This window comes from Micromonospora sp. NPDC005172 (assembly GCF_040608555.1).
Classification (GTDB): Bacteria; Actinomycetota; Actinomycetes; order Mycobacteriales; family Micromonosporaceae; genus Micromonospora.
Genome location: NZ_JBEXIL010000028.1, coordinates 45,345 through 61,835, shown reverse-complemented (window position 1 = coordinate 61,835; position 16,491 = coordinate 45,345). Strand labels below are relative to the sequence as shown.

Annotated in this window: 17 protein-coding genes; 14 read left to right on the top strand and 3 right to left on the bottom strand. The window is 72.4% G+C overall.

Translation table 11 applies throughout. From position 1 onward, the window contains the following. The first annotated feature begins 53 nt into the window (after window positions 1–53). The 7 genes from ABZV06_RS19990 (at window position 54) to ABZV06_RS19960 (ending at window position 7,706) form a co-directional block, all read left to right on the top strand. Complete coding sequence (locus ABZV06_RS19990) at window positions 54–551, top strand: hemerythrin domain-containing protein (RefSeq protein WP_355232738.1); 498 nt, start codon at window positions 54–56, stop codon at window positions 549–551. A gap of 55 nt (window positions 552–606) precedes the next feature. After that, window positions 607–1,851 (top strand): histidine kinase, encoded by a 1,245-nt coding sequence (locus tag ABZV06_RS19985; protein ID WP_355232739.1) that lies wholly within the window; start codon window positions 607–609, stop codon window positions 1,849–1,851. Next, entirely contained in the window at window positions 1,848–2,498 is a 651-nt protein-coding gene (locus tag ABZV06_RS19980) for a response regulator transcription factor (protein WP_355232740.1), read from the top strand. The genes ABZV06_RS19985 and ABZV06_RS19980 overlap by 4 nt, the downstream gene beginning before the upstream one ends. Before the next feature lie 80 nt (window positions 2,499–2,578). Then, window positions 2,579–3,655, top strand: a complete 1,077-nt coding sequence (locus tag ABZV06_RS19975; RefSeq protein ID WP_355232741.1) for a hypothetical protein — start codon at window positions 2,579–2,581, stop codon at window positions 3,653–3,655. 66 nt (window positions 3,656–3,721) lie between these two features. Further along, window positions 3,722–5,173: a sigma 54-interacting transcriptional regulator gene (locus ABZV06_RS19970; protein ID WP_355232742.1), complete on the top strand. Its 1,452-nt coding sequence runs from the start codon at window positions 3,722–3,724 to the stop codon at window positions 5,171–5,173. Between the two features lie 2 nt (window positions 5,174–5,175). Beyond that, window positions 5,176–7,128, top strand: a complete 1,953-nt coding sequence (locus ABZV06_RS19965; RefSeq protein WP_355623231.1) for a VWA domain-containing protein — start codon at window positions 5,176–5,178, stop codon at window positions 7,126–7,128. Between the two features lie 113 nt (window positions 7,129–7,241). Beyond that, a complete protein-coding gene (locus ABZV06_RS19960) occupies window positions 7,242–7,706 on the top strand; it encodes a hypothetical protein (protein WP_355233073.1) in 465 nt (154 codons plus the stop codon). A gap of 123 nt (window positions 7,707–7,829) precedes the next feature. On the opposite strand, the gene ABZV06_RS19955 is transcribed toward ABZV06_RS19960, so the two are convergent. Beyond that, a complete protein-coding gene (locus tag ABZV06_RS19955) occupies window positions 7,830–8,819 on the bottom strand; it encodes a DJ-1/PfpI family protein (RefSeq protein WP_355232744.1) in 990 nt (329 codons plus the stop codon). A gap of 70 nt (window positions 8,820–8,889) precedes the next feature. Here ABZV06_RS19955 and ABZV06_RS19950 point away from each other — a divergent pair, with 70 nt between their 5' ends. Continuing rightward, window positions 8,890–10,194: an MFS transporter gene (locus ABZV06_RS19950; RefSeq protein ID WP_355623228.1), complete on the top strand. Its 1,305-nt coding sequence runs from the start codon at window positions 8,890–8,892 to the stop codon at window positions 10,192–10,194. Here ABZV06_RS19950 and ABZV06_RS19945 read toward each other — a convergent pair. Together ABZV06_RS19945 and ABZV06_RS19940 are read right to left on the bottom strand one after the other, a co-directional pair. Further along, window positions 10,191–10,901, bottom strand: a complete 711-nt coding sequence (locus tag ABZV06_RS19945) for an RICIN domain-containing protein (RefSeq protein ID WP_355623225.1) — start codon at window positions 10,899–10,901, stop codon at window positions 10,191–10,193. The genes ABZV06_RS19950 and ABZV06_RS19945 overlap by 4 nt on opposite strands. Window positions 10,902–10,959: 58 nt before the next feature. Then, entirely contained in the window at window positions 10,960–11,430 is a 471-nt protein-coding gene (locus ABZV06_RS19940) for a YbaK/EbsC family protein (protein WP_355623223.1), read from the bottom strand. A gap of 93 nt (window positions 11,431–11,523) precedes the next feature. Here ABZV06_RS19940 and ABZV06_RS19935 point away from each other — a divergent pair, with 93 nt between their 5' ends. The 6 genes from ABZV06_RS19935 to ABZV06_RS19910 all read left to right on the top strand — a co-directional run bounded on the left by ABZV06_RS19935 (window position 11,524) and on the right by ABZV06_RS19910 (window position 16,369). Further along, window positions 11,524–12,921, top strand: a complete 1,398-nt coding sequence (locus ABZV06_RS19935) for an FAD-binding oxidoreductase (protein WP_355623220.1) — start codon at window positions 11,524–11,526, stop codon at window positions 12,919–12,921. Then, window positions 12,918–14,261 carry a class I SAM-dependent methyltransferase gene (locus tag ABZV06_RS19930; protein ID WP_355232749.1) on the top strand — a complete coding sequence of 448 codons (1,344 nt, stop codon included), beginning with the start codon at window positions 12,918–12,920 and terminating at the stop codon, window positions 14,259–14,261. The genes ABZV06_RS19935 and ABZV06_RS19930 overlap by 4 nt, the downstream gene beginning before the upstream one ends. Before the next feature lie 100 nt (window positions 14,262–14,361). Next, window positions 14,362–14,919: a helix-turn-helix domain-containing protein gene (locus ABZV06_RS19925; protein ID WP_355623217.1), complete on the top strand. Its 558-nt coding sequence runs from the start codon at window positions 14,362–14,364 to the stop codon at window positions 14,917–14,919. Next, window positions 14,912–15,781: an SRPBCC family protein gene (locus ABZV06_RS19920; protein WP_355623214.1), complete on the top strand. Its 870-nt coding sequence runs from the start codon at window positions 14,912–14,914 to the stop codon at window positions 15,779–15,781. Before ABZV06_RS19925 ends, ABZV06_RS19920 begins: the two co-directional genes overlap by 8 nt. A 173-nt stretch (window positions 15,782–15,954) precedes the next feature. Beyond that, a complete protein-coding gene (locus tag ABZV06_RS19915) occupies window positions 15,955–16,188 on the top strand; it encodes a zinc-ribbon domain-containing protein (RefSeq protein WP_355232752.1) in 234 nt (77 codons plus the stop codon). A gap of 7 nt (window positions 16,189–16,195) precedes the next feature. Continuing rightward, complete coding sequence (locus tag ABZV06_RS19910; protein WP_355623211.1) at window positions 16,196–16,369, top strand: hypothetical protein; 174 nt, start codon at window positions 16,196–16,198, stop codon at window positions 16,367–16,369. Window positions 16,370–16,491: the final 122 nt, after the last annotated feature.

Below are 16,491 nucleotides of genomic sequence, written 5' to 3'. Positions count from 1 at the left end.
TCGGGGTAGTTTCGACGCGACGACCGGTCCCGGACCCGCAGAAAGTGAACGACGTGGACGACATCACCGCACTGATCCTGGACGACCACGCCGCCTTCCGGCGCGGCTTCGCCCGCCTCGACGACGCCCGCGACGAGCAGGAACTGCTGGCCATCTGGGACGCCCTCGCCCTGCACCTCGACATCCACGCCGAGGCCGAGGAGGCGATCCTCTACCCGCACCTGGTCAAGCACGGCGACGACGGCGAGGACGAGACCGCCGACGCCATCGGCGACCACAACAAGATCCGGGATGCCATCGCCGAGTCCAAACTGCACCCGGTCGGCTCGAAGCCCTGGTGGGAGGCTGTCGGCACGGCCCGCCGGGAGAACAGCGAGCACCTGGCCGAGGAGGAGGACGAGGCGCTGCCCGACTTCCGCCGGCACGCCGGCTTCGAACTGCGCGCCGAGCTGGGGCAACGCTGGCTGACCTTCTACGGCGAGCACAAGAACGGCCGTGACCTTGCGTTCCGCGACAAGGACCCGCAGGGGTACGTCGCCGACCACCGCTGAGATCTCCCCGGTACGGGGGAGTCGCGCGCCCGCCCGACGGCAGCAGAATGATCCGATGACCCTCCGCGCGGTGCTGGCCCCGCTGGTCGCGGGCAGCACCTGGCGACGCGGCGTCTTCCTGCTGCTGGGCGGCGTGCTGGCCCTGCCGTACGGCGTCCTCGCGGTGACCTTCGCGCAGATGTTGCGTGACTCGGCGATTCCCCGCCCGCTGGTGTACGTCCTGCTGGTGATCGCCGCGCTGATCGCCGTGGTGCCCTTGCTGCTGGACGGCAGTCGGGCGCTGGAGATCGCCGCCGTACGGGCGCTGCTCGGCGTCGACCTGCCCGACCCGGCCCTGGGACACCGCGGCGACCGGGAGAGCCGCCTGCGCAGCGCGCTCTGGATCGCCACGCACCTCATCGTCGGCGCAGTGGTGATGATCGCGCTGTTCAGCGCCCTGCCGATGGCGCTGGCCTTCATCGCGCAGCAGTTCGGTGTCGGCGACGAGCTGACCAGCCGGGAACGGTTCGGGCCGTTGGACGGGCGGGACAGCGGCTGGCTCACCCTCAGCGGGGTCGCCCTGCTGGTCGGCCTCGGCTACGCCGTGGCCGGGCTCGGCGCGCTCGCCGTGTCGATGGCTCCGGTGCTGCTCGGTCCCGCCCAGGCGGAGCGGATCGCCGCCCTGGAAGTGCGGGCGACCCGGCTCGCCGAACGCAACCGGCTGGCCCGCGAACTGCACGACTCCGTCGGTCACGCGTTGACCGTGGCGACCCTCCAGGCCGGCGCCGCCCGCGAGGTGCTCGACACCGACCCGGAGTTCGTCCGGCGCGCGCTGGCCGCCATCGAGGACGCCGGCCGGACCGCGATGGACGAGCTGGACCACGTGTTGGGGCTGCTCCGCGAGACCGGCGGTGACCGGCCGTCGGTGGCGCCACAGCGTACGCTCGCCGACCTGGACCGGCTGGTCACCGACGCCCGCGCGGCCGGGCTGACGGTCTACGACAGCCGCGCCGGCGACCCCGCGGCGGTGCCCGCGGTGGTCTCCCGGGAGGGTTACCGCATCGTCCAGGAGGGACTGACCAACGCCGCCCGCCACGGCCACGGGCCGGTGACGCTGCGGCTCGACCTGCACCGCGATGCTCTGGAGTTGGAAATGGAAAATGCCCTCGGCCGACAGCGTCGCTCCGATCCGGGGCGGGGCGGGCGGGGCCTGGACGGTATCCGGGAACGGGTGCTGCTGCTCGGCGGCCGGCTCACCGTCGGCCCGGACGGCGACCGCTGGCTCGTCCGGGCCCGCCTGCCGTACGAGGACGCGCGATGAGCACCGGCGTGCTGATCGTCGACGACGACGAGCTGATCCGGGTCGGGCTGCGGGCCATCATCGACGCGCAACCCGATCTGCGGGTGCTCGCCGAGGCCGCCGACGGCGCAGAGGTGCCGCCCCTGGTCGCCCGCCACCGCCCGGACGTGGTGCTGATGGACGTGCGGATGCCCGGCATCGACGGTATCCAGGCCACCCGACACCTGCTGGCGACCTCCGCCGACCCGCCCCGGGTGCTGGTGGTCACCACGTTCGCCAACGACGAGTACGTCTACGAGGCGCTGCGCGCCGGAGCGTCCGGCTTCCTGCTCAAGCGAGCCCGACCGGCGGAGGTCGTCGAGGCGGTCCGGGTCGTCGCGGCGGGGGAGTCGCTGCTGTTCCCGGCCGCGATCCGCCAGCTCGTCGGCGCGTACGGGCCGGCGGGTGGGGACCGTCTGCGCGCCGCGCGCCTCACCGAGCGGGAGGCCGAGGTGCTGCGGCTCATGGCGACCGGCCGGTCCAACCCGGAGATCGCCGCCCACCTGGTCGTCGGAGTGGAGACGGTCAAGACGCACGTCGGCAACGTGTTGGCCAAGCTGGGCGTCCGTGACCGCACCCAGGCGGTCATCGCCGCCTACGAGTCCGGCTTCGTCACCCCGTCCGGCTGACCGGCCGTTCCCCCGGCCGGGGGAGCCGGTTCACCGTCGCCCGGGAGGAAACCGGTCGCCGATCGGTCGAGGCTGAGAGCATGACGACGATCGACGACGTTCGAACCCGTACCGACTCCCGCTGGCCCGACCGGCTCGCTCCGCTCGCCGCCGCCTGGCTCGGCCTGTGGGGTGTACTCGCCCTGGTCGGCACGCTCACCGGCGCCGGCTACCCGTTCGGCCCGAACGACCCGCACGGCGGTGACGTCAGCCTGCTGCGCCTGGTGCCGGTGGAGGTGGCCACCCCGATCTTCGCCGGTGTCCTGCTGACCGCCGCCGTGGCCGCCCTGGCCATGAGCCGCCCGGCGGTCCGCCCACCCGGCCCCCTGCGGGCGCTGCTCGCCGGCTACGGCTGGGCGGTCGCGTTCGTCCTCGCCGTGGTCGTGCCGGACGTCCGCGTGCTGGTCATCCTCGGCTACCTGCCGATCCTGATCGTCGGCGCGCCGTTCGGCTGGCCGCCGGTCGACTACTCCGACATCTTCAACTGGGCCCTGTTCGGCCGGTTCGCCGCGCTGCTCGGCGGGCTGCTGCTGGCCGGGGCGATGCTCGCCTGGCAGCGCCGCACCGCCCGGGCCTGCGTCTCCTGTGGGCGGGACGACACCGACCGTGGCTGGACCACCCCGACCGCCGCCGCTCGCTGGGGTCGGTGGGCCGCCGGCATCGCGGCGGTCATCCCGGTGACGTACGCGGCGATCCGGTTCGCCTGGGCGGCCGGCATCCCGCTGGGCATCTCCCGGGAGTTCCTGACCGAGATGCAGGACAGCGGGCTGGTCTGGGCCGGGTTCGGGCTGGCCGCCTTCGCCACCGCCGGCGCGATCCTCACCCTTGGACTGGTGCAGCGCTGGGGTGAGCGGTTCCCCCGCTGGATGGTCGGGCTCGCCGGTCGGCGGGTGCCGGTGAAGCTGGCCGTGGTGCCGGCGGGCCTGGTCGCCATCTCCGTCACCGCGGCGAGCTTCGGCCTGCTCAGCAACCCCCAGTTCTGGGAGCTCACCGGCGGGACCAGCCTGACCGCGGCGCCGATGCTGCTCTGGCCGGTGTGGGGCGTTGCGCTCGGCGCGGCGACGTACGCGTACCACCTGCGCCGTCGGGGCACCTGCCGGCGCTGCGGCCGGGGCTGAGGGTGGCAGTGGGGGTGCCACCCGAAGCCGGAGGTGCCCCCGCGAATGTGAGCTAGCGTTACTCGGGTGACTGCGCCTACCCCGGTAATCCCGGTTCCACCGGCCGACCTGCCCGGCACGCTCGGCGCGCTACGGGCGGCCGGTCACCAGTACCGCACCGTCAAGCAGGAACTCCGCGACAACCTCCTCGCCCGGATGCGTTCGGGCGAGACCCGTTTCCCCGGCATCGTCGGCTACGACGACACCGTCCTGCCCGAGGTCGAGCGTGCTCTGCTCGCCGGGCACGACATGGTGCTGCTCGGCGAGCGCGGCCAGGGCAAGACCCGGCTGATCCGCGCCCTGGGCGCGCTGCTCGACGAGTGGACGCCGGTCATCCCCGGCTCGGTGCTCAACGAGCACCCCATGCACCCGCTGACCCCGGCGTCCCGTGCCCAGGTCGCCGAGGCCGGCGACGAGTTGCCGATCGGCTGGCTGCACCGCTCGATGCGCTACGGCGAGAAGTTGGCGACCCCGGACACCAGCGTCGGTGACCTGATCGGTGACGTCGACCCGATCCGGATCGCCCAGGGCCGCACCCTCGGTGACCCGGAGACCATCCACTTCGGGCTGGTGCCGCGGACCAACCGGGGCATCTTCGCCGTCAACGAGCTGCCCGACCTGGCCGAACGCATCCAGGTGGCGCTGCTCAACGTGCTCGAGGAGCGAGACATCCAGGTCCGGGGCTACCAGCTCCGGCTGCCACTGGACCTGCTCCTGGTGGCCAGCGCCAACCCGGAGGACTACACCAACCGGGGCCGGATCATCACTCCGCTCAAGGACCGGTTCGGCGCGGAGATCCGTACCCACTATCCGGTCGACCTGGAGTTGGAGCTGGCGTTGATCCGCCAGGAGGCGGATCTGGTCGCGGCCGTCCCCGAGCATGTGCTGGAGGTGCTGGCCCGTTTCGCCCGCGCGGTGCGGGAATCCCCGTCGGTGGACCCGCGCTCCGGAGTTTCCGCTCGATTCGCGATCGCCGCCGCTGAGACGGTTGCCGGTGCCGCGCTGCGTCGTGCCGGCCTGCTCGCCGCCTCCGACGACGCGGACGGTCGGCCGGAGGCCGCGGTGGCCCGGGTCGGTGACGCGGTGTCGGTGACCAGCACGCTGCGGGGCAAGGTGGAGTTCGAGAGCGGCGAGGAGGGGCGGGAGATCGAGGTCCTGGCTCACCTGCTGCGGACCGCGACCGCCGAGACGTTCCGCGCCCACCTGGCCGGGCTCGACCTGTCCGGGTTCACCGCCCTCGTCGAGGACGGGGCGGCGATCGAGACCGGGGAGCTGGTCGGTTCCGCCGAGCTGCTGCGCCAGGTGGGCACCGTGCCCGGCCTGGCCAAGGTTCTCGACCGGCTCGGCCTGGGCGACGCGCCCACCCCGGAGGAGGCCGCCGCGGCCGTCGAGTTCGTGCTGGAGGGGTTGCACCTGACCCGCCGGCTCGGCAAGGACGTCACCGAGTCGGGGCGCACCGTCTACGGCGGCCGGGGCTGACCATGGCCGGCAACCGGTTCCGGTACGGGCAGTGGAACGGCGGCCCCGATCCGCTGGCACCCCCGTACGACGTGCGTGAGGCGGTGGACGCGGTCGGCGCCGAGGTGCTGGCCGGCGGCAGCCTGCGGCAGGCGCTGCGCGATCTGCTGCGCCGTGGTCCGCAGGGGCGTGGCGGGTTGGACGACCTGGCCGCCCGGGCGCGACGGCTGCGCCGCGAGGCGCTTCGTCGCGGCGACCTCGACGGCGCGGTGACCCGGGCACAGGCCCTGCTCGACCAGGCACTCGCCGCCGAACGTGACGAACTGCGGGAGCGCGACGACGACGGCGCGCGGTTCGCCGAGTCGGTGCTGGACAACCTGCCCCGCTCCACGGCTCGTGCGGTCGAGGAGCTGTCCGGCTACCAGTGGGCCAGCGAGGACGCCCGTCGTTCGTACCAGCAGATCCTCGACCAGCTCCGGGACGACGTCCTCGGTCAGCGCTTCGCCGGGCTGCGCGACGCGGTGCGCGCGTCCGCCGACCCGGCCGCGCAGCAGCGGCTCGCCGAGATGATGCGGGACCTGAACGACCTGTTGGCCCGGCACGGCCGCGCGGAGGACACCACCGACGCGTTCGCCGAGTTCATGCGGCGGCACGGCGACTTCTTCCCCGAGAAGCCCGAGACGGTCGACGAGTTGATCGACGTGCTGGCTCGCCGTTCGGCGGCGGGTGAGCGCCTGATGAACTCGCTGTCCGACCGGCAGCGCGCCGAACTGGCCGGTCTGATGCAGCAGTCGCTCGGCGACCGCCTGGCCGGTGAGCTGTCGGCGCTCGACGCGAACCTGCGGGCGCTGCGGCCGGACCTGCGCTGGGGGCGCGGCGAGCGGGTCCGGGGCGACCAGCCCCTGGACTACGCGGACGCGGCCGGCGCGCTCGGTGAGATCGGTGAGCTGGACGACCTGCTGGACCAACTCGACCAGGAGCACCCCGGGGCCACGCTGGACGACGTGGACGTCGACGCGGTGGCCCGGACGCTGGGCCGGGACGCGGCTGACGACGTCCGCCGGTTGCGTGAGCTGGAACGGGAGTTGCGCCGGCAGGGCTGGGTGGGCCGGGACGCGGACGGGCTGACGCTGAGTCCGAAGGCGTTGCGCCGGCTCGGTGGCACCGCGCTGCGGCGGGTCTTCGCCGACCTGACGGCCGGGCCGCGGGGCCAGCACGACCTGCGGTCGGCGGGTGCGGCCGGCGAGGTCAGCGGTGCGTCCCGCCCCTGGGAGTACGGCGACGAGCAGCCGTTGGACGTGGTCCGCACGCTCACCCGGGCGGTGCGCCGGGCCGGGCCGACGGTTCCGCTACAGCTCGAAGCGGACGACTTCGAGGTGGTGGAGACCGAGAAGCGTGCCTCGGCGGCGGTGGTGCTCTGCGTCGACCTGTCGTACTCGATGATCTCTCAGGGTCGTTGGGGGCCGATGAAGCAGACGGCCCTGGCGTTGGCGCACCTGATGGAGACGCGTTTTCCGCAGGACGCCCTGCAGATCGTCGGCTTCGGCCGGGAGGCGACGACGCTCACCCAGCAGGAGCTGGCCGCCGTGGAGCCGGATCTGGAACAGGGCACCAACCTCCAGCACGCGCTGCGGTTGGCCGCCCGGCACCTGCGCCGCCATCCGGACGCCGAGCCGATCGTCCTGGTGGTCACCGACGGGGAGCCGACCGCACACCTGGACCCGGACGACGGGGAGGCGCTGTTCCACTGGCCGCCCCTGCCGGAGACGATCGAGGCGACGGTCCGCGAGGTGGACCGGCTCAGCCGCTACGGCGCCACGCTCAACCTGTTCATGCTCGGCGACGATGACGGCCTGCGGCGTTTCATCGACGCGGTGGCCCGACGTAGCCGTGGCCGCATGTTCACCCCCGACACGGACGACCTGGGCGAGTACGTCGTGTCCGACTACCTCCGGTCCCGCCAGTCCCGCCGCTGAACGTCCACCGTGTCGATCGAGGGGTTGTGGTGGGTGGCGAATGCCGCTCGTCCGGGTGAACCGGGCACCACAAGGCCATGATCGACACGGTGGGCGGGTGGGGTGGGGGTGTGGTGGACAGTGGCGGGTTGCGGCGGGCCTATGACGGGGTGTTCGCCGAGATCGACGGGGCGACGTTCGGGCCTGCGCCGCAGGGGCAGCTCAGCGCCGAGCAGATCGTCGCGCACCTCGTCGCCAACGACGAACTGATGATCCAGGCGAGCGAGGCGTTGCTCGCGGGGTCGCCGTTCGCCTACTACGAGCTGGAGGAGGACATCCACCGTCCGCAGCTCGACGCGTTGGCCGCCGAGCAGGGTGGACTGCGTGGTCTGGCGGCCCTGCTGCACGACACCAGTGACCGGCTCTGCGGACTGGTCACCGAACTCGGCCTGGCATCGGAGGCGCCGGTGGAGACCCACCTGCGCGAGGGCTTCGACCTGATCGTCGACGAGCCGTTGCCCTGGTCCCGCACGCTCGACCTGCACGCCCGGGTTCACCTCCCCAAACACCAGGCCCAGCTCCACATGCTCCGCCGCTGACCCACCCCGGGACCTCGCCGATCTTGCACTTTCTGCGCCGACAAAAGCGATCATAAGGGGCGTTTCAACAACAGAAAGTGCAAGATCGCGGGGCCGGGGCCGGGGCCGGGGCTGGGGCTGGGGTCAGGGTGTTGCCAGCTCTGGGCGGGGGTGGAAGGTGCGGCGGTACGTCGACGGGGCCACGCCGACGCGCTGGTGGAGTTGTTGACGGAGGGCGGCAGTCGTGCCGAAACCGCAGCGGCGGGCGATCTGGTCGACGGTGAGGTCGGTCGTCTCCAGCAGCAGTCGGGCGTGGTCGGCACGTTGACGCAGCAGCCACTGGGCGGGGCTCAGCCCCGTCTCCGAGCGGAAGCGTCGGGTGAAGGTGCGGACGCTCATCCGGGCCTGCTCGGCGAGGTCGCGCAGGGCGATCGGCTCGTGCAGCCGCTGCCGGGCCCACTCCCGGGCGGCAGCGGTGCTCGCATCGGTGGCCTTCGGCACCGGCTGTTCGATGTACTGCGCCTGCCCGCCGTCGCGCCACGGCGGCATCACGCAGCGGCGGGCGGCCCGGTTGGCGATCTCGCTGCCGTGGTCGAGGCGGATGACGTGCAGGCAGAGGTCGATGCCGGCGGCCACTCCGGCCGAGGTGAGCACCCGGTCGTCGGCGATGAAGAGCACGTCAGGGTCGAGGTCCACGCGGCCGTGCAGGCGGCGGAACTGATCGGCGTACGCCCAGTGGGTCGTCGCCCGGCGGCCGTCGAGCAGGCCGGCCGCGGCCAGCACGAACGCTCCGGTGCAGATCGACATGATCCGGGCACCCCGCTCGTACGCCGACCGTAGTGCCTCGGCCACCTCGTCGTCGATGCTGCCCGACGTCAGCGCATCGCCGTCGTGGATGCCCGGGACGATCACCGTGTCGGCGGTGTCGAGGAGTTCCAACCCGTGGTCCGGGAGCACCTGGAAGCCGGCGGTGCTGCGGACCGGCCTCCCGCCCGGGGTGCACACCCGCACGTCGTAGCGGTACGCGTCGTCGGCGCCCCGGGCGGTGCTGAAGACCTGGGACGGAGTGCCCAGGTCGAGGCCGACGACCTGGTCGAGGGCGAGGACGGCGATCCGGTGCGGGCCAGTGCTCATGGCCTGATTATTGCGTATGATGGCTTTCCGGCCACTCGCCGAGCAGGCCGGCCCAGCTCAGACTTGTCCCGTGACCAAGAACCGTCGCCTGCATCCCGCCTGGCTGGTCGCCGCCGTCGCCTTCGTGGCGCTCGTCGGCGCGGCCGGGTTCCGCGCTACCCCGTCGGTGCTGCTGCACCCGCTGCACGCGGAGTTCGGCTGGCCGCTCGCCACCATCTCCGCGGCCGTCTCGGTCAACCTGCTCCTCTACGGGCTCACCGCGCCGTTCGCCGCCGCGCTGATGGACCGGTTCGGCATCCGCCGGGTCGTCTCGGTGGCGCTGCTGCTGGTCGCCGCCGGTAGCGGTCTGACGGTGTTCATGACCGCGAGCTGGCAGCTGCTGCTGTGCTGGGGTGTCCTCGTCGGTCTGGGCACCGGCTCGATGGCGCTGGCCTTCGTGGCGACCGTCACGGGGCGCTGGTTCGTCCGTCGGCGGGGCCTCGTCACCGGGGTGCTGACCGCGGGCGGGGCCGCCGGGCAACTGATCTTCCTGCCGCTGATCGCCGTGCTGGTGCGCGACCACGGTTGGCGCACGGCGGCCCTCGTCGTGGCCGGAGCCGGCCTGGCGGTCGTACCCCTGGTGGTGTGGCTGCTGCGCGAACACCCGGCGGATCTCGACCTGCCCGCCTACGGCGCGACCGAGGTCGTCGCGGCACCGCCGCCGACCGGAGGCGCGGCGACGCGGGCGCTGGGCGCGCTGGCCGCCGCAGCCCGGACGCGGCCCTTCTGGCTGCTGGCCGGCGGGTTCGCGATCTGCGGCGCGACAACGAACGGCCTCGTCGGCACCCACTTCGTGCCGGCCGCGCACGACCACGGCATGACCGAGACCACGGCAGCGGGACTGCTCGCGCTGGTGGGGCTCTTCGACATCGTCGGCACGATCGCCTCGGGCTGGCTCACCGACCGGGTGGACAGCCGGCTGCTGCTCGGCGCGTACTACGCGCTGCGCGGGCTGTCGCTGCTGGTGCTGCCCAGCCTGTTCGCGGGCAGGGCCGAGCCGAGCATGCTGGTGTTCATCGTCTTCTACGGCCTGGACTGGGTGGCGACGGTGCCGCCGACCGTGGCGCTGTGCCGCGAGTACTTCGGGGGTGCCGGGGCGGTCGTGTTCGGCTGGGTGTTCGCCGCCCACCAGTTCGGGGCGGCCCTCGCCGCGACCGGCGCGGGGCTGGTGCGCGACCGGCTCGGCGACTACGCGCTGGCCTGGTACGTGGCTGGCGCGTTGTCGATCGGCGCGGCCGGGTTGTCGTTGCTGCTACGCCGACGGCCGGGCCGGCCGGTGCCGGAAGCGGTCCTCGTCGCCGCGACCGCGCCGCGCGCGTGGAGCTTCCGGGGCTAGCCGACCGTCCACTGCTGGGCGGGGCGGCCGTCGCAGGGCCGCTGCCGGATCTCGTCCCCGGCCTCGGCGCCGTCGTCCTCGGCCTGCGCGCACTTGCCGCTGTGCACCGCCACCAGCAGCACCGGGCCGGCGCCGGTGGCGGTGAGTCGCCACTGCTGGTTGGCCTGACCGTGGCAGGGGAACTGCATCATCCGCGCGCCGTCGTCACCGCTGCCGCCCTCGACGTCGAGGCACTGCCCGTGGGCGGCGTTGGTGAGCGTCGCCGCGTCCGGTCCGACCGGGTTCACCACCCACTGCTGCTCCGGGCCTCCGGTGCAGGGGGCCAGCTCGGCCCCGGCCTTCTCACCGTCACCGTCGAGCCCGAGGCAGAGGCCCGAGGGCGACCGCAGCACGTGGGGCCCGGTGCTGGGGACGGCCGGCGTGGCCGACGGTGTCGGCGACGGCTCGGCCGACGGCGTCGGGCTCGGCTCGGCTTCCGGGGCGGTCGGCTCGGCCGCGCTGGACGGTGCGCCGACGGTCGCCGGTACCACCGGCTCGTCGTCGCCGTCGAGCAGACCGGTGGCGAAGACCACACCAAGGAGTACGCCCACCAGCCCGACCGCCAACGCCACCCGCAGCAGCGGGTCGGCCAGCGGCCCCGAGCTGGCTCGGCGCCGGCCGCCGTAGACGGTGCCGGCGGGGTCGGGGCGTTCCTCGGGGGCGGGCATAGGCGCCATCCTCACCCACGGCGGCGCGCCGGAGCCAGTCCGGCGACCGCGGCGGCGCTCAACGAGTGGGCTGCGGATCGGTGACGTCGGCCACAGTGGCGTCGAGGGCGGCGATGGCGGCGTCGGCGTTCACCGCGACGGCGAGACCCCGCTCGCCCGCACCCAGAGTGATCTCCCGGCCCCGCAGTCGCTCGTCGGCGATCACCGGCCACGCCGTGCTCGCGCCGAACGGGGTGATGGTGCCGCGCTCGTACCCGGTGGCGGCCAGCGCACCCGCCGCGTCCGGCATGGAGATGCGGTGCACACCGAGCAGGGCGCGCAGCTTGGGCCAGGAGACGACCCGGTCACCGGGGGTGAGCACGAACAGGTGGTCGTCCTCGCCACGGCGCACGACGATCGTCTTGACCACGTCCGGGATCGCCACACCGCGGACGGCGGCGGCCTCCGCGAGACTGCCGACCGCGCCGTGACTGACCAACCGGTACGGCAGTCCGGCGGAGTCGAGTGCGACGATCGCGGGCGACGGCATGACCGCCACGGTAGCCGGCGGACCTGCTGTGGGGCGGGAAACAGCAGGCGAGGACATCCCACGATTTTCCGGGTCCAGGCGTAAGGTGATCACATGCGCGCTGAGCGTGTGGATCACCCCATTGACCATGATCAAGCGGTGGACACGTTGCGGCGGTCGTACGCCGCGGTGCCCACGGGCGAGCCTGTCCGGCTGGCCAAACGCACCTCCAACCTGTTCCGTCCCCGATCCGCTCCCCGCACTCCGGGCCTCGACGTGAGTGGCCTGAACGGAGTGCTCTCGGTCGACGAGACCGGGCGTACCGCCGACGTGCAGGGCATGTGCACGTACGAGGACCTGGTCGACGCCACGCTGCCGCACGGGCTGATGCCGTTGGTGGTGCCGCAACTGCGCACGATCACCCTGGGCGGCGCGGTGACCGGCCTCGGGATCGAGTCGACGTCCTTCCGCAACGGCCTGCCCCACGAGTCCGTACGCGAGATGGACATCCTGACCGGCTCCGGCGCGATCGTCAGCGCCCGACCGGACGGGGAGCACGCCGACCTGTTCCGCGCGTTCCCCAACTCGCTGGGCAGCCTCGGCTACGCCACCCGGCTGCGCATCGAGCTGCAACCGGTCGGCCGGTACGTGGCGTTGCGCAACATCCGGTTCACCCAGCTGGAGGCGCTCACCGACGCGATCGCCGAGGTGACCGCCACCCGAGCCTGGGCCGGCGAGCCGGTCGACGCGCTGGACGGCGTGATGTTCAGCCCCGGTGAGGCGTACCTGGTGCTGGGTACCTTCACCGACACGGCCGACCCGCCCAGCGACTACACCGGCCAGGAGATCTACTACCGGTCGCTGCGTCAGCGCACCCGCGACGTGCTGACCGCGTACGACTATCTGTGGCGCTGGGACACCGACTGGTTCTGGTGCTCCGCGGCGTTCGGGGCGCAGCATCCGGTCGTGCGCAGGCTCTGGCCGGCGCGTTACCGGCGCAGCGACGTCTACCACCGACTGGTCCGCCTCGAACACCGGCACCAGGTGGCGGCCCGGATCGACCGGCTGCGCGGCCAGCCGGCCCGGGAACGGGTCGTGCAGGACGTGGAGATCCCGCTGGACCGGATGGCCGACTTCCTGCGTTGGTTCTCGGCCAGCGTGGGGATGACCCCGGTGTGGCTCTGCCCGTTGCGGTTGCGCGAGCCGGAGGGTCCCGGTTCCGCGCGGTCGTGGCCGCTGTATCCGCTCCACGCGGGGCAGGACTACGTCAACATCGGGTTCTGGGGGAGTGTGCCGATCGCGCCCGGCGCCGCCGACGGCGACGTCAACCGCACGATCGAGCGCAGGGTGTCGGAGTTGGGCGGGCACAAGTCGCTCTACTCCGACGCGTACTACGACCGGGACGCCTTCGATCGCCTCTACGGCGGCGAGACCTGGCGCGCGGTGAAGGACCGCTACGACCCGGACCACCGGCTGACGGGACTGTACGAGAAGGCGGTAGCACGAGCATGAGCCTGACCGACCGAGATCAGGGGGCGGCGAGCGTCCCCGCCACCCCGCCGGCGGGGGGCCGGCGCACCGGTCCGACCGTCGCGGATGTCGTCCGCGCGGTCACCGGCGGGCCGTTGCCGATCCGCATCGTCGGGTACGACGGCAGCGCCGTCGGGCCGACCGATGCCGGCATCACCCTGTCGATCCGTTCCGAGCGGGGACTGTCGTACCTGCTCACGGCCCCCGGCGACCTGGGCATGGCCCGGGCGTACGTCAGCGGCGACCTGGCGTTGCAGGGGGTGCACCCGGGTGACCCGTACGAGGCGCTGCGGGTGCTCAAGGACGAGCTGCGGCTGCGCCCACCGTCGGTGGCCGACGGCGTGGCGCTGGTGCGGGGGCTGGGCTGGGAGCGACTGCTGCCGCCGCCGGCCCCGCCGCAGGAGGCCCAGCCGCGCTGGAAGCGGGTGGTGAACGGGCTGCGGCACTCCCGGGTCCGCGACAGTACGGCGATCTCGCACCACTACGACGTCTCGAACGCCTTCTACGAGAAGGTGCTCGGCCCGTCGATGACGTACACCTGCGCGGTGTACCGCTCCCCGGACGACACCCTGGAGCAGGCCCAGTCGGCGAAGTACGACCTGGTCGCCGGCAAGCTCGCGCTGAAGAAGGGCATGCGGCTGCTGGACGTGGGCTGCGGCTGGGGCGGCATGGTCCGGCACGCCGCGCGCGAGTACGGCGTCAAGGCGCTCGGGGTGACCCTGTCGAAGGCGCAGGCGCAGTGGGCGCAGGCCGCGATCGAGCGGGAGGGTCTGACCGAGCTGGCCGAGGTGCGGTACCTGGACTACCGGGACGCGCCGGCGGAGCAGTTCGACGCCATCTCCTCGATCGGGCTGACCGAGCACATCGGGGTGCGCAACTACCCGTCCTACTTCGGCGCGCTGCGGTCGCGGCTGCGCACGGGCGGGCGGTTGCTGAACCACACCATCACGCGGGCCGACAACCGGGCGCCGCACCGCTCGGGCGCGTTCATCGACAGGTACGTGTTCCCGGACGGCGAGCTGGCCGGCCCGGGTCGGCTGATCAGCGAGGTGCACGACGCCGGGTTGGAGGTGCACCACGAGGAGAACCTGCGCCAGCACTACGCGCTGACGCTCGCGGCCTGGTGTCGCAACCTGGTGGAGCACTGGGACTTCTGCGTCTCCGAGGTGGGCGCGGGGACCGCCCGGGTGTGGGGTCTCTACATGGCTGGCTCGCGGATGGCGTTCGAGCGCAACGGCATCCAGCTGCACCAGGTGCTGGCCACCCACAACGGCCCGGACGGTGTGAACGGCTACCCGCTGCGACCCGACTGGTTGCCCTGATCATCTGCTGAACGTCGCCTGAAGCCGCGTCGAGAAAGTCGGCGCGGCTTCTCGCGAAGCGATTGACAAACAAGTTTTGTACGTACAAACTGATTTTGCCATGAGAGACGTCCTGTACCTGGAGCAGATCGAGCAGGCCGAGGTCCTGCTCAAGCCGCAGCGCGTGGAAGTGCTGCGGCAGCTGGCCGAACCCCGCACCTGCACCGAGGTCGCGGCCCGACTCGACCAGACGCCACAGCGCGTCTACTACCACGTCAAGCAGCTCGTCGCGGCCGGCCTGGTCGAGCTGGTCAACGAGCGCAAGGTCCGGGGCATCACCGAGGGCATCTACCAGGCCGCCGCCCGGTCCTACTGGCTCTCACCACGGCTGGTCGGGCGCATCGGGCTGCGCCGCGCCCGTGACGAGCTGAGCCTGGGCTACCTGCTCGACCTGATGGAGGAGGTCCAGGCCGACGTCGCCGCCCTGGACCGGACGGCGCCCGAGCTGCCCTCGATCGGCGTGTCCGGCGAGATCCGGGTGCCCGCCGAGCGGCGACAGGAATTCCTGCACGACCTGCAAACCGCACTTCAGGACCTGTTCACCCGCTACGGCGGCAGCGAAGGAGATGCCTTCAAGCTGGCCGTCGCCTGCTATCCGAAAGGGAACGACAATGAGTGAGCCGTTGAAGGTGCAAGCCCGTCTCTCCGCGCCCGTGGAGCGCGTCCGCCAGGCCCTGACCGACCCGGCCGAGCTGCGCCTCTGGCTGGCCGAGCACGCCGAGGTCGAGCTGCCCGAGCGGTACGAGTTCTGGGGTCGCTACACGCCCGAGGGCGACGCCCCGCATCAGCGTCTGCTGCACGCCGACGACGACACGCTGCGCTTCGCCTGGCTGCTCGACGGGGTCGAGACCACCACCGGGTTCCAGCTCGCCGACGACGGCCCGGACGCCACGGTGCTCACGCTGACGCAGAGCCACTTCGACTTCGCCGAGGCGATGAGCGGTTCCAGCATCCGGGGCGTGCTCCAGACGTACTGGGCGCTGTCCATCGCCAACCTGGCCGCGCACCTGGAAGGCAGGCCGCTGCTGCCGCGCACCGACTTCACCTCCGCCGACCTGCGCGGTGAGCTGGTCATCGCCGCACCCGCCGACAAGGTGTGGGAGTCCCTGACCGACTCCGAGCAGGCCAGCGCCTGGTTCGGCTATCCGATCGGGATCGAGCCGTGGGTCGGCGGCCGGTACGCCATGGGCGGCTTCGAGCATGGATACGCCGCCAAGATCGTCGACCTGGAGCCCGGCCGGAGGATGTCCGTCGACTGGGGACCGACCGGCGTCACGAGCTGGGAGCTCGCCGAATCCGGCGGTCGCACCACGCTCACCTTCGTGCAGAGCGGCTTCGACGAGACCAACCCGCCGTACGCCGCCTGGTCCGGCTCGGTGGCCGGGCTGTTCGAGCTGCGCCGATTCCACGAGATGACGGCCTGGCAGCCGATCTGGCTCGCCGAGGAGGTTCCCGGACTGGAGCCCCAGCCCACCCTCTGACCGCCCCGCCGTGATCGTGCTCGATCATCGGGCAGGGTCCAAGATCCGGACAACATCAGGGAAACTGCTGCCTCAGGCTGTCTGGAGGCAGCAGTTCCCTGTACTTGTGCGGATCTTGCAGCCCGTGGGGCGGGTTCGGTGACTTTTCGGGGTGGAGTGGGTACTGCCGGGCGATGTTCCTCATCTTTGGTCTGCGTACCAAGGTCGACCGGTCCGGTGTCGTGCAGGAGGTCTGCCGCCACTGCGGTAACCACGCCGCGCAGGTGATCACCCGCCGGTCGACCAAGTTCACCCTCTTCTTCATTCCGCTCATCCCGATCCGTACCCGGTACGCGCAGCAGTGCACGTTCTGCGGAGCCGAGTACGAGATCGCCAAGTCCGACGCCCAGCGTCTCCCGGTCGGCTGAGTCGCAGATGGCCCGCTTCCTGTGCTGGCTGATCGGCCGACCGTCGTCGGACGAGGCCGTGGTGCACACCGCCGCCCGCCCGCCGTGCACTCCGGGCCGGCGACGACGCCGACCCGTGCGTCGACCCCTGGCCGGCACCGCGTTGCCCCGCTCACCCTGGAACCGCTCCGCCGGCCGCTGACCTGATCCCTCGCTCCGCCAACGACTCACGCCGCGATGATCGCCCGGGGAGGCCGCACCGACCTGGATGTTCGGCCCTGGCGGCGTATCCGTGCGGTGGCTAGGCTTTCGGGGTTTGCCGTG

Coding starts and splice junctions, on each gene's coding strand:
- ABZV06_RS19985 (WP_355232739.1), top strand. CDS start 607: ATGACCCTCCGCGCGGTGCTGGCCCCGCTGGTCGCGGGCAGCACCTGG.
- ABZV06_RS19980 (WP_355232740.1), top strand. CDS start 1,848: ATGAGCACCGGCGTGCTGATCGTCGACGACGACGAGCTGATCCGGGTC.
- ABZV06_RS19975 (WP_355232741.1), top strand. CDS start 2,579: ATGACGACGATCGACGACGTTCGAACCCGTACCGACTCCCGCTGGCCC.
- ABZV06_RS19965 (WP_355623231.1), top strand. CDS start 5,176: ATGGCCGGCAACCGGTTCCGGTACGGGCAGTGGAACGGCGGCCCCGAT.
- ABZV06_RS19955 (WP_355232744.1), bottom strand. CDS start 8,819: ATGAGCACTGGCCCGCACCGGATCGCCGTCCTCGCCCTCGACCAGGTC.
- ABZV06_RS19945 (WP_355623225.1), bottom strand. CDS start 10,901: ATGCCCGCCCCCGAGGAACGCCCCGACCCCGCCGGCACCGTCTACGGC.
- ABZV06_RS19940 (WP_355623223.1), bottom strand. CDS start 11,430: ATGCCGTCGCCCGCGATCGTCGCACTCGACTCCGCCGGACTGCCGTAC.
- ABZV06_RS19935 (WP_355623220.1), top strand. CDS start 11,524: ATGCGCGCTGAGCGTGTGGATCACCCCATTGACCATGATCAAGCGGTG.
- ABZV06_RS19930 (WP_355232749.1), top strand. CDS start 12,918: ATGAGCCTGACCGACCGAGATCAGGGGGCGGCGAGCGTCCCCGCCACC.
- ABZV06_RS19925 (WP_355623217.1), top strand. CDS start 14,362: ATGAGAGACGTCCTGTACCTGGAGCAGATCGAGCAGGCCGAGGTCCTG.
- ABZV06_RS19920 (WP_355623214.1), top strand. CDS start 14,912: ATGAGTGAGCCGTTGAAGGTGCAAGCCCGTCTCTCCGCGCCCGTGGAG.
- ABZV06_RS19915 (WP_355232752.1), top strand. CDS start 15,955: ATGTTCCTCATCTTTGGTCTGCGTACCAAGGTCGACCGGTCCGGTGTC.
- ABZV06_RS19910 (WP_355623211.1), top strand. CDS start 16,196: ATGGCCCGCTTCCTGTGCTGGCTGATCGGCCGACCGTCGTCGGACGAG.